Source organism: Rickettsia peacockii str. Rustic (genome assembly GCF_000021525.1).
Lineage (GTDB): Bacteria > Pseudomonadota > Alphaproteobacteria > Rickettsiales > Rickettsiaceae > Rickettsia > Rickettsia rickettsii.
This window is the reverse complement of record NC_012730.1, coordinates 832552-844519: the sequence shown is the minus strand read 5'-3', so window position 1 is coordinate 844519 and position 11968 is coordinate 832552. Positions and strand designations below refer to the sequence as shown.

Here is an 11968-nt window from a genome sequence, read left to right as displayed (position 1 = left end):
CTTTTTTTGTAAATTATTTTCTGGATTCTCACTTTTGCGGGAATGATATAATAAGAGTACAATCATGCTAGAACTCTTTTTTGAATATATTTTTCCGTTAATTATCATCGCTCTAAAGGTAGTTGCAATTACTACCCCTTTAATATTGTGCGTTGCGTATTTAACATATGCAGAGCGTCGTGTTATTGGATTAATGCAGCTTCGACGAGGACCTAACGTTGTCGGTCCGTTTGGATTACTTCAGCCTATTGCCGATGCGGTTAAGCTCTTATTCAAAGAGCCGATCATTCCAACCAATTCCGATAAAATATTATTTATTTTAGCACCGATGATAACTTTTATATTAAGTTTAATTGGCTGGGCAGTTATACCCTTTGCAAAGGGCGTAGTTTTGGCAGATATTAATGTAGGTGTTTTATATATTCTTGCTATTTCTTCTTTAAGTGTTTACGGCATTATTATTGCTGGCTGGGCTAGTAACTCAAAATATGCTTTTTTAGGAGCTATACGTTCCTCTGCCCAAATGATTTCTTATGAAGTGTCGATGGGGCTGGTTATTATTACCGTGCTACTTACTACCGGTACTCTCAATTTAAGTGAGATCATTGAAGCACAAAGAACAATGCCGTGGTGGATTGATTTAATGCTACTACCTATGGGTGTCGTGTTTTTTATCTCGGTGCTTGCCGAAACAAATAGATTACCTTTTGATTTACCTGAAGCAGAATCGGAGTTAGTTGCTGGCTATAATGTTGAATATTCCTCTATGGGATTTGCTTTATTTTTTCTAGGTGAATATGCTAATATGATATTAGTTAGTGCAATGACTACGACTTTCTTTTTAGGAGGTTACTTGCCGCCCTTTAATATATCGTGGTTAGATTGTATTCCGGGGTTCTTTTGGTTTGTATTTAAGGTCGGATTCTTATTGTTTTGTTTTTTATGGATTAGAGCGACCTTACCAAGATATCGCTATGATCAATTAATGCGACTTGGCTGGAAAGTATTTTTACCTCTAACTTTATTTTGGGTAGTGTTAGTATCAAGTGTGCTTGTTTATACAGATAATTTACCGAGTATTTAGGTGTTATTGTCATTGTTGCTTGATCGGTTTACCCGTCATTGCGAGGAAATTACTAAGTAATTGACGAAGCAATCTCAGGATATTTGACGAGATTGCCACGTAGCCTACGGCTGCTCGCAATGACAACTCGGTATCCATGCGGGTGATGCCCTGCAGAAATACATCGATCTTTAATATATAATTTTTATGATAAACTATTTAAAATCGTTTTTTCTATATGAGATAGTAAGGGGGATGGCTTTGACTTTAAAGTATTTCTTTAAGCCCAAAGTTACCATAAATTATCCTTATGAAAAAAGCCCTATTAGTCCAAGATTTAAGGGTGAACATGCCCTGCGTCGCTATGAAAACGGTGAAGAACGCTGCATTGCGTGCAAACTCTGTGAGGCGATTTGTCCGGCACAAGCGATAGTAATTGAAGCGGACGAACGAGAAGACGGCAGCAGGCGTACTACTCGTTATGATATAGATATGACAAAATGTATTTATTGCGGATTATGTCAGGAAGCTTGCCCTGTAGATGCAATAGTTGAAGGTCCTAATTTTGAGTTTGCAAGTCTAACTCATACCGCACTTATTTACGATAAGGAAAGATTACTGCAAAATGGCGATAGATGGGAACAGGCACTCGCTAGTAAACTACACAAAGATTACGAGTATAGGTAATATACTCGTTTAATTACTCTTCATTTATTCGGAATATATACGTATATTATGCTATTATGATTCTGTTAATAGGTTCATTTCAAAAAAGTTAAATTAAAAAAATATATCATGAAAATTCGAACCTTGCATTCGAGATTTCATAAACCTTTGTAATTTAATTATTGCTTTTCTTTTTTTTGACTTTTATTCTCTTAATTATAAAAACTAAAAAACTATATTCCTACTGGAATAAGAGAAACTCATAAAATATATAGTACTAATGAGCAATATTTAAAGCTAAAATCATATGATAAGGATTTATATGAACAATTAAAAGCCTCCAAAAGAGCTAGAAGACAAGAGAATTAGTTATAAGAATAATATATAAAGTTACTAAAACACATGCTGTAAGTACAATAATTAATTGTTCAATTTGGATTATAGTTAGCCTTATATTTTTTATTGTACATTGGGAGATTTATAAAAATACGCAAAACAATAATAATTAATCAAGCCGTAATATCTGTGCAGATTTTATAGAGCTTTCTAGATGAGAGGATAGAAGAACAATACCGCCGCTATTTGCTTTCATGACAATTAGATTATTGAGTAAAGCCCTATTTTCTTTGCTTAAGTTAGTTTCAACTTCATCAAGTAGCCATAAGTCAGATTGGCAAGCAATAAGCCTTGCTATGGCTACGATTTTCTGCATTCCGCTAGACAAACTATAACATTTTTTATCTAATAAGTCGTGTAATTTGAAGTAATGAATAGCAGCATATAGGGTTGCAGCGGAATTATAAATTTCTGACCAAAATTTTAGATTCTCAAAAACAGTCATTTCTGATTTTAGACCTAAATTATGACCGATATAAGTGCAGTAAAGTTTAGCGATATTGTTAATATTACAGTTTCTATAGTAGATATTACCGCTACTCGGTTGCATAATTCCTGCTATCATTCGTAGCAACGAGCTTTTCCCACAACCGTTAGCTCCTTTTATATATGTTATAGAAGAAGGAAGAAAAGTAATATTTAGATCAAATAAGTTTTTAAATTGTAATTGATGAAGTGATAGCATGTCCTTGTCATACCGTAGCTTGACCACGGTATCCATATAAAAGCAATTCAAAATACTAATAATTTTACTAGATATCGTGGTCAAGCCACGGTATGACATCTGTTGCTTTTTAATAAATTTAATTTTCATGATGCTCTTCTGGTGTGGTCCGTTAATTCTGTATTATCTTGTTGATTATTATGACCAATTCCAAGTTTCTCACGAGCATCTCTTCAAGCTTCTTTATGATCTGATGCATCAGGATTTACCACATGACTTATATCTATGCCTGTTACCTTATTAGCTTCTTGACCTAGTTTTTTAGTTGCGTTGTTTAATTCATGGTTTATTTCTTTAGTTTCTTTTGCTATTTTTCATATAAATCTCACTTTTAAGTTCTATAATTAGAGTATCATTTATATTTTTTGTAAGCAATTAAAATTTTACCAGCAAATTTTCCACCGATAAGCTAAATACATTTAAAATAGAACTCGGCATTAGACCAAAGTAAATAATTAATAATATTAAAGGAGCTATTGAGATTATTTCGTATTTATATAAATCTCTGAAATGCATAATTTCTTTATTGGTAATTTCACCGAGCATTACTTCTTTGTATAATTTCAGCATATAAACCGCCCCGAAGATTATGCCGAGAGCTGCTATAAAGGTTGCTACTACATTCACCTTATAAATCCCAAGCAGGCTTAAAAATTCTCCAATAAATCCACTAGTTCCGGGTAACCCGACAGAGCCGAGCATTGCAATCATAAAAAATGCGGCAAGCACCGGCATTTTACTTGCTACACCACCATATTTAGCTATTTCTTTTGTATGTAATCTTTCGTACAAAGTACCGACTATTAAGAATAGACATGAAGAAATCACACCGTGGCTAAGCATCTGAAATATTGCTCCGCTAACTCCGGCTTTAGTAAAGCTAAAAATACCTATCGTAACATATCCCATATGTGCAATAGATGAATATGCTATCATCTTCTTCATATCTTTTTGAGCAAGCGCAACGAGTGATGCATATATTATAGCAATAACGCTAAGGTAAATTACGTAAATTGCAAATTCTTGTGATACACTCGGACATAGAGGTAGTAATACTCTTAAAAAACCGTAACCGCCGAGTTTTAGCAAAATACTGGCAAGAATAACCGAGCCGCTGGTTGGAGCTTGTACGTGTGCATCGGGTAGCCAAGTATGAAAAGGAATAATAGGGATTTTAACGGCAAAAGCAATAAAGATAGCCCACCATAAAATTTGCTGAGCAAATAATGGAATATTATCGGTAAGCTGAAAGATATAGGTTAAATCAAAGCTATGCATTTTGCTATAAATATAAATTAATGAAAGTAGGAAAAATAAAGAACCAAAGAACGTGTATAAGAAGAATTTAAGAGCCGCATATATTCTATTCTTGCCACCCCATACGCCGATAATAATATACATCGGCACTAATATTGCTTCAAAAAACAGATAAAATAATAATAAATTTACCGAGGTAAATGCCCCTATACACAAAGATTCCATTAATAAAAAACATACCAAATATTCTTTAATATATTTTTTAACAGTAAATAAGCTTCCAATTATACAAATAAGAGTAAGAAAAGAAGTTAGAACCACAAAAAATATTGATATACCGTCAACGCCTACATGGAATTCAAGCCCGATCTTATCAAGCCAAGCGTAGCGTTCAACAAATTGATAAGCGGGGTTTGAGGAGTCAAACTCTATTAAAATATAGATAGTTGAGATGAATGTTAAAACAGAACTAAGCACTGCAACATACATTACATATATCGGTTTATCTGCTTTTTTACTTTGACTAATAAACAGCAAAATATATAGCACGCTTATTAGCGGCAGAAAAATACTGATAGATATAATAGGTAATTCTAACATTCTTTAAGATTTTATGAATTTTTTTCCGTCATGGCGAAGCAAATTACGAAGTAATTGACAAAGCAATCTCAGGAATTTGTTATTATTTCATGAGATTGCCACGCTCTTTACGTTCGCTCGCAATGACGGTTTTAGTTTTTAACGCAAATAACATCAGTACATTATGTTTTTCCAAACAAAATAACTAATTGTTACAACAATAAATGATACTATATACAAAGCATAATTAAAAACATATCCTGTTTGTATTTTGCCGGTAAGAACGCTAAAGCAATTAACGACTCGTGAAAAACCGTTTGGTCCAAAACGATCGATTATTTGCTGATCGCCAAGATAAAATAAAGAAGCTAAACAGTTAATAGGTTTCACAATTAAGCAATTATATATTTCATCGAAGTAATATTTATTGCGTAATATGTTGGAAATTAATACAAGGGGTGTCATACCGCGGCTTGACCGCAGGATCCAGGCGTTTTTAATATTTTTACTGGATTTCCGCTTTTGCGGGAATGACATAACAGTACTTGACTTATATAAGTAAATCCCAGTAACAATCCCCACTATACCGACTGCCATAGGTAGTAGCTTAATATATAAAGGCGGGTGGCTAATTAGTAATTTATAAATATGTAAATTAAATAGGCTTGCATGGAAATAACCGTTTGGTTTGTCCATAGCAAGTAAATAATAGCCGATCATACCGCTAAAAAAGCTCCCGGCGACAAGTAATATAAGTGGATTATTCATTACTTTAGCCGGTTCGTGAGCATGCTCAAAAACATCTTTTTCTAGCTTAGTTTTGCCATGAAATACCAACATAATAATCTTCATTGAATAAATAGGGGTAAGTATTGCTGCTGCTATTCCAAAAATAAACATAAACGAGCCGCTACTATAAGCCGCTTCTAAAATCGAGTCTTTAGAGTAAAATCCTGCCAAAGGATAAATCCCTATTAGTGCAAGTGAGCCGATTAAGAAGTTGCCATAAGTTACCGGCATTTTATTTCTTAAATCACCCATTTTAAAAATATCCTGCTCGTGAACGGCATGTATTACGCTGCCGGCTGATAAGAATAATAAGGCCTTAAAAAAGGCATGAGTTACTAAGTGAAATATTCCGCTATTATAGGCAGATACTCCGCACGCCATGAACATATAACCAAGCTGACTGCAAGTTGAGTAAGCAATAATCTTCTTGATATCGCTGTGCATAATAGCAATGCTTGCAGCAAAAAGACAAGTAACACCGCCGATAATCGTAATAAATTGTAGAATTAAAGGGCTATATTCAAATAAATACGAGCAGCGTGCTACTAAGAATATTCCTGCCGTTACCATGGTTGCTGCATGAATAAGTGCAGATACCGGAGTCGGTCCTTCCATCGCATCAGGAAGCCATACATGTAAACCGATCTGTGCAGATTTACCCATACAACCGATGAATAATAATAAACAAATAATGTCTAGAATGTAAAAATGTAAAAATATTTTTATATTAGATAATAATTCTGCAGATGACAATACATCTTTGTAATTTGCTGAGCCACAATAAACAATAATCGTCATTATGCCTAAGATAAAAGCAAAATCGCTGGCTCTATTTATTATAAAAGCTTTAATCGCTGCTTTATTGGCTGATTCTTTTGAATACCAAAAACCTATTAGTAAATATGAGCAAACGCCGACGCCCTCCCAACCGAAAAATAACTGTAAGAAATTATCGCTAGATACTAGCATTAACATAAAAAAAGTGAATAAAGAAAGAAAAGACAAGAAGCGTATAATCCCCTTATCTTCGGCCATATAGCCAAGCGAGTAGATATGCACGATGCTTGACACCCATGTTACGGCTATAAACATTATGCTAGTTAGCTGATCGATATAAATCGACCAATTTACTTTAAAATTTCCAACCTCAATCCATGGTAATAATTTAATATGGATTATATTCCCGTCTAAGCCTGCATCGCAAAATATTATTAATGAGAATAAGGCAGATAAAGATAAAAAGCCGGTTGCAATTACTTGCGCTAATTTTTTGTCTATTACCCTTACGAATAACCCGTTTATTATGCTAGATGCAAGCGGTAACATGATGATCATTATGCAAATATTTTGATACATCATTATCCCCACATCTGATTAATGTCGGTAATTTCAATGGAGCCTTTATTACGGAAATATATTAGTAATATTGCAAGCCCGATTGAGGTTTCGGCAGCTGCTACGGTTAAGATTATAATACTAAAAATTTGTCCCGATAATTCTTGCATATATACGGAAAATGCAACAAAATTTATGTTAACTGCAAGCAGCATTAACTCAATAGACATTAATATATTGATAATATTTTTGCGATGCATAAATAATCCAAACATTCCGATAGTAAAAACTAAGCTGCTTAAGATTAAATAATGATTAAGCGAAATATATTCATTCATATTTAATATTCTCAACACCTTTATTTAGAATAGGCTTTGTCATTAATACGGTATTTTCTTTATTGTGACGTAGTTGTTTTGATATATCTTGACGTTTTACTCCCTCACGCTTCTTTAGTGTTAACGTAATACATGCAATCATAGCGACAAATAATATAAGGCCCGCCATTTGAAACGGTAGCATAAAGTCTGTGTAGAGTACGCCTCCTATTGCTTTAGTATTTGAGATATTATTTGTTATGGTAAACGATACATTGGAGTTGAAATTAATATTTTTAGTACCAAGTAAAATAATTATTACTAAATCGGCAAACATAATCAAAGCTATAAAAATACTTAAAGCTAGATTTGCTTTTAGCTGCGTTATTGTCTTATTAAAATGCATATCTAGCATCATTATCACAAATAAGAATAATACTGCTACAGCTCCAACATAAATCACTATCAGCATCATAGCTAAAAATTCTGCTCCAAGCAAAATCATAAGCCCTGCACCGTTGATAAATGCAAAAATTAACCATAATACCGAATATACGGAATTTTTGCTTAAGACAACGCATACGCTACTGATAGTTATTAATGTTGCAAATAAATAAAAAAATATAGGCATGGTGTTTATATAGGTTGTGTCTTATCTCTATTTTATCCTCGTAAAACTCGTTTTACAACATTAGGTTCTTTCTCAATAATCTTAAGAAGTAATTTTGCAGCTCCGGTAGGTAATCTTCTGCCTTGTTCCCAGTTTCTTAAAGTTGCAACACTCACTCCAAATGTTGTAGCAAATTGTTGTTGTGTTAATTTTAACTTATCTCTTGCTTCATGCACGTCTATATTAGATGATTTTATATCATGTTTATTTGCTTTTAATTTTCCTTTAGTGTATAAAACAGCCTCTTGCATTCCAATTAATATACTTTTGTCGGTTTGATTAGTATTTTTATTATTTATTTTTGCCGCGTCCGACATATAATTTTCCAATTCTTCAGTTAGTTTTTTTAATTCATTACAACTATTATGATTAATATTTTCCATCTTACTTTTTATAAAACCGGTTATTAAAAATACCGGCATATTTTCATTGTAGTAAAAATAAATTATTCTTATACTGCCACTTTTACCTTTATTATTACTACTTAAAGTAAATCATAACTTTCTTCTTATACCTCCAGTGCCTTTTATTATATCACCTTGGTCAGGATTAGCAGCAATGTAATGTATTATTTTAAAGCATTCTTTTTCATTTAAATTATTCTTAGCGAATTTTTGAAACTCTGTAAGCTCAACAACTGAAATCAGTTTTTTACTCATAATAATTATACGCCATTGGCGTAGGAGAATCAATAAATAATTTTTGTTTAGTATCATGGATACCGTGGCAAGACCACGGTATGACAGAGTGCAAATTGGCTACACCAACAAAGCATTAGAAGAAAATTTCTTGATCATCGAAATAAATAAGCTTTCTAGTTCTTTGCGTATTTCTTCCTTGTTTTCTACTTTTTGACCTTCTTTACTTAAAGTTAGCTCGCCTTTTTCTACATGACCAAGTACAGCCTCAATGATTGCTTTTTTATCATGTTTACCATCCATATATCTAAGTGCACACTTCTCAAAGAAATTAACGCCGATCGGTTCATGTTTTAAATTTGTAACCCACATAGAAGGTGTATGGGTTGCTTGATGTATCACCATTTTTGTTGTTTTAGGCTTATCAAGCTCAGGGTTATTTCGATGCTTCTGATTTGTAATACTAATATAACCTTGTAGTACTAGCTTCATTGCATTATTTAAAAGCTCAGCTTTGATTTCGTTTAATTTAGTATTATGTAGCTTTTTATTAGCTTCAGTGGTTATTTTCTCAAAGCTTAACGGATTATTTAGATTTTCGCTGAAAGTGTATAAAATAGCTTTCATATAAGGCGAACTAGTTGTTAAGTTAGAGTCTTGATTGCCGTTTAAGAAGAATTTTAAATTTTCGGAAGCATTATTAAGATCTACTTCTTTGAGTGGTTTTTCAGGCACTATATTAAAGATTATATTAAATTTCGTTATATCATCATTGTTAATATTTCTATTAATTTTCACATCACTATGACATAGTAAAGTGGTTCTAAAACGACGATTCGTAATGAAATCCATATATTGTTCGGTTCTAACTATATCGTTTACCGCTTTTAACTGCTCTACTACTTTCGGCGGCATATTACCGAGATACATAGTCGAAAGATTACAATCGGCTAAATATTGTAAATTGTGCTTTCTTGCTTCATTCATAAATTCATGGAAGTAGAATTGAGCATTTTCTTCTTCTAGATGATCATGACGTAAATAATGATCGGTTTGTTTAGCAAGTAGCCCTGCTTCGGTTTTTAATGCTTCTGCATAAGGAGTTTTAGAGTTTTCTAAGCTATCCTTAACAAATTCTAGTAACAATCTAGATTGAGCTATTCTATCCCGTACATTTGCAAATGCGCTAGAATGATACATCATCATATCTCTAATAGTACGGACCATATTCCAGCCAGGGAGGGTATTATAGCTAATATATGCTATTCCGTTTGGACTAAGATTTTTATTACAAACTTCAAAAATTTTATCTCTAACGGTTTTTGGTACCCAAGAAATTACGCCATGGCAAATTATATAATCAAACTTACCGAAAGAATCGTTAATATCAGTTATCGCACAATGATGGAACTCTATATTTTTTAATCCTAGCGCTTTAACATTTTTATTTGCTTCGTCAATTTGTACCTTAGACAAATCAACCCCAACAAAATAAGCTTTTGGATAAAGAACTGCATGTGGTATTAAATTACCGCCTGCTGCACAACCAAGCTCTAATATTTTTGCATTCTCGACTTCAGGAGCATTTACACCGAAAAGAGTTGCAAGTGTACTTAAGTGATAAGGATTTGTAAGAGCATATGGGTAGCTTTCATACGGTATTTCATCATAAGTGTTATGATCTGAAACCGCACCGTTAACAACGGATTGTGCGGAATGTGTTTGTTTTGCCATCTTATCATGACCGTTAGGGGTAGAAGAAGAGTTAGTAGCTTTTGGAGACATATTTTTCCCTTATATAGTTGAATTATTCGTGTCATCCCGCGGGATGATGACATTTTAGCTTTCATATAAATATTTCACAGAATTATTAAATGGCAATCTATAAGTACATCCTATGCCAAATTCTCCAACGGCTATAGTTTTTTTGATAGGATTTGTTGGCACGAATTGCCCCGTTTTCATATCAAGCGTATCATAATTAATTCTTACTCTATATGCCGTTTGTAATTTTGCAGTTGCATCAATACTTAAATTTGAAGTTACATCTTGTGAAATTCCAAGACCTGCTTGCCAAGCAACACAATTTTTATGAGTTTTTCTTACTTTAAAATAATCGCTATTTATAACACTCCACCTAGAAGAGGTAGGCTTAACTTTTTCTTGTGCTATTCCACCTCCAAGTATTACAAAAGGTGTGAAAGTTTTTATTTTTTCTAAATCATAAATAAGATTTAGCATATATATATTTGATAATACGGTAGTATTACCTGGGTTTTTAGGAATAGTGAGACCATTACTTAAATTTTGCTGAGGTAATACGTAATGCAGACTATATTTAGGTTGATAAGTTGCTGAGAATTCAATAGCTATCTGTGGATATATTATATAGCCTATTTTTCCACTATACATACTTGATTTTTTTAAAATTATTTCGGTATTTGAGTGTTTATGTCGGAATTTACTAACGACCGGTTCAATTATTCCGCCTTCTACTCCTATATAGAACCCTGTTTCTTTTGCGAAAGCAATGTTATTAAAAATGATGATAGTAATAAAAAATAATTTTAGTAATTTAGTCATTATAATTGCTTAAAAAATAAAAAAATATTATATACCCCCTTTATTAATGGTCAATCATATTTTTTCTAATTATGGAAGCAATTATACCAAATAGTAATAAAGTAATAGTTACAGTGAACGCAACATATTCCGGAATCGCTATATAATGATGAATAAATATTTTAAAGCTGATAAATATTAAAATTAAAGCCAAAGAATATTTTATATAACTGAAACGTTCTACAATTTCTGCTAAACAAAAGAATAACGCTCTAAGCCCTAAAATAGCAAAAATATTTGAAGTATAAATTATATAAACATCATTAGTAATTGCGAATATTGCCGCTATACTATCTATAGCAAAGACTAAATCTATTGCTTCTATCAGTACTAGAGATATAAAAAGGGGGGTGCAATATAGTTTGTTATTACGTTTAACAACAAATTTATCCCCTTCAAGGTTAGGGGTAATATTTAGATTTTTTATTATTGACTTGTAAATATAAGAATTCTGTATATCAAAAGTTTTATGTGATACATAGAAAGTTTTTATACCTGTAGCAATAAGTATTACGGCAAAAATATATAATAACCAGGCAAATTTATTTATAAGAATAATACCGCCGTAAATCATTACGGCTCTGAATATTATTACGCCTATTATACCGAAAAATAAAACACGATGTTGATATTGCCAGGGAATTTTAAAAAATTGGAAAATAATAGAGATAACAAAAATATTATCAAGTGACATAGCTTTCTCAATGAGAAAGCAAGTATAATATTCACGAGCATGATCTGCCCCCGTATTATAGTAAACATAGATACCGAATAAACAAGCTATTACAATATAGAAAAGACTAAAAAGTACGCTTTCTTTAAAGCTCATTATGGTATTTTTTTTGTGTATTATTCCCAAATCGAGAATCAGTAAAGCAGCGATTACCGTATAAAAAATAATCCAACTCATTT

General features: G+C 32.5%; 12 protein-coding genes. 2 read left to right on the top strand and 10 right to left on the bottom strand.

All coding sequences use genetic code 11. The features are described 5' to 3' along the window. Positions 1 to 64: 64 nt before the first annotated feature. Positions 65 to 1084, top strand: coding sequence for an NADH-quinone oxidoreductase subunit NuoH (gene nuoH / locus RPR_RS04980; RefSeq protein WP_012736833.1), 1020 nt, complete (start codon positions 65 to 67; stop codon positions 1082 to 1084). 186 nt (positions 1085 to 1270) lie between these two features. Beyond that, the gene (nuoI, locus tag RPR_RS04975; protein WP_012736832.1) at positions 1271 to 1750 is read left to right on the top strand and encodes an NADH-quinone oxidoreductase subunit NuoI; all 480 of its coding nucleotides are present in this window, start codon (positions 1271 to 1273) and stop codon (positions 1748 to 1750) included. Positions 1751 to 2234: 484 nt separating this feature from the next. Here the strand turns inward: nuoI and ccmA are convergent, their stop codons facing one another. The 10 genes from ccmA to RPR_RS04930 form a co-directional block, all read right to left on the bottom strand. Beyond that, positions 2235 to 2810 carry a heme ABC exporter ATP-binding protein CcmA gene (ccmA, locus tag RPR_RS04970; RefSeq protein ID WP_012151337.1) on the bottom strand — a complete coding sequence of 192 codons (576 nt, stop codon included), beginning with the start codon at positions 2808 to 2810 and terminating at the stop codon, positions 2235 to 2237. 414 nt (positions 2811 to 3224) lie between these two features. Then, positions 3225 to 4706, bottom strand: coding sequence for an NADH-quinone oxidoreductase subunit M (locus tag RPR_RS04965; protein ID WP_012736830.1), 1482 nt, complete (start codon positions 4704 to 4706; stop codon positions 3225 to 3227). Positions 4707 to 4859: 153 nt separating this feature from the next. Next, positions 4860 to 6833, bottom strand: a complete 1974-nt coding sequence (gene nuoL, locus RPR_RS04960) for an NADH-quinone oxidoreductase subunit L (RefSeq protein WP_085065706.1) — start codon at positions 6831 to 6833, stop codon at positions 4860 to 4862. Then, on the bottom strand, positions 6833 to 7147 hold the full coding sequence (gene nuoK / locus RPR_RS04955) for an NADH-quinone oxidoreductase subunit NuoK (protein WP_012151334.1): 315 nt from the start codon (positions 7145 to 7147) through the stop codon (positions 6833 to 6835). The genes nuoL and nuoK overlap by 1 nt, the downstream gene beginning before the upstream one ends. Next, complete coding sequence (locus tag RPR_RS04950) at positions 7140 to 7757, bottom strand: NADH-quinone oxidoreductase subunit J (protein WP_010977789.1); 618 nt, start codon at positions 7755 to 7757, stop codon at positions 7140 to 7142. The genes nuoK and RPR_RS04950 overlap by 8 nt, the downstream gene beginning before the upstream one ends. A gap of 32 nt (positions 7758 to 7789) precedes the next feature. Next, a complete protein-coding gene (locus RPR_RS08615; RefSeq protein WP_012736828.1) occupies positions 7790 to 8218 on the bottom strand; it encodes a helix-turn-helix domain-containing protein in 429 nt (142 codons plus the stop codon). A 72-nt stretch (positions 8219 to 8290) separates the two neighbouring features. Next, positions 8291 to 8455, bottom strand: coding sequence for a hypothetical protein (locus RPR_RS08610; RefSeq protein WP_228368809.1), 165 nt, complete (start codon positions 8453 to 8455; stop codon positions 8291 to 8293). A gap of 99 nt (positions 8456 to 8554) precedes the next feature. Then, a complete protein-coding gene (locus RPR_RS04940) occupies positions 8555 to 10219 on the bottom strand; it encodes a methyltransferase regulatory domain-containing protein (RefSeq protein ID WP_012736826.1) in 1665 nt (554 codons plus the stop codon). 54 nt (positions 10220 to 10273) lie between these two features. After that, on the bottom strand, positions 10274 to 11017 hold the full coding sequence (locus tag RPR_RS04935; protein ID WP_012736825.1) for an outer membrane protein: 744 nt from the start codon (positions 11015 to 11017) through the stop codon (positions 10274 to 10276). A gap of 43 nt (positions 11018 to 11060) precedes the next feature. Continuing rightward, on the bottom strand, positions 11061 to 11966 hold the full coding sequence (locus RPR_RS04930) for a TerC/Alx family metal homeostasis membrane protein (RefSeq protein WP_012736824.1): 906 nt from the start codon (positions 11964 to 11966) through the stop codon (positions 11061 to 11063). Positions 11967 to 11968 lie beyond the last annotated feature (2 nt).

Bases quoted from the DNA above. Each gene is read 5' to 3' on its own strand.
- RPR_RS04950 (WP_010977789.1), bottom strand. From the start codon at position 7,757: ATGCCTATATTTTTTTATTTATTTGCAACATTAATAACTATCAGTAGC.
- nuoH (WP_012736833.1), top strand. From the start codon at position 65: ATGCTAGAACTCTTTTTTGAATATATTTTTCCGTTAATTATCATCGCT.
- RPR_RS08615 (WP_012736828.1), bottom strand. From the start codon at position 8,218: ATGCCGGTATTTTTAATAACCGGTTTTATAAAAAGTAAGATGGAAAAT.
- RPR_RS08610 (WP_228368809.1), bottom strand. From the start codon at position 8,455: ATGAGTAAAAAACTGATTTCAGTTGTTGAGCTTACAGAGTTTCAAAAA.
- RPR_RS04940 (WP_012736826.1), bottom strand. From the start codon at position 10,219: ATGTCTCCAAAAGCTACTAACTCTTCTTCTACCCCTAACGGTCATGAT.
- nuoK (WP_012151334.1), bottom strand. From the start codon at position 7,147: ATGAATGAATATATTTCGCTTAATCATTATTTAATCTTAAGCAGCTTA.
- ccmA (WP_012151337.1), bottom strand. From the start codon at position 2,810: ATGCTATCACTTCATCAATTACAATTTAAAAACTTATTTGATCTAAAT.
- RPR_RS04930 (WP_012736824.1), bottom strand. From the start codon at position 11,966: ATGAGTTGGATTATTTTTTATACGGTAATCGCTGCTTTACTGATTCTC.
- RPR_RS04935 (WP_012736825.1), bottom strand. From the start codon at position 11,017: ATGACTAAATTACTAAAATTATTTTTTATTACTATCATCATTTTTAAT.
- nuoL (WP_085065706.1), bottom strand. From the start codon at position 6,833: ATGATGTATCAAAATATTTGCATAATGATCATCATGTTACCGCTTGCA.
- nuoI (WP_012736832.1), top strand. From the start codon at position 1,271: ATGATAAACTATTTAAAATCGTTTTTTCTATATGAGATAGTAAGGGGG.
- RPR_RS04965 (WP_012736830.1), bottom strand. From the start codon at position 4,706: ATGTTAGAATTACCTATTATATCTATCAGTATTTTTCTGCCGCTAATA.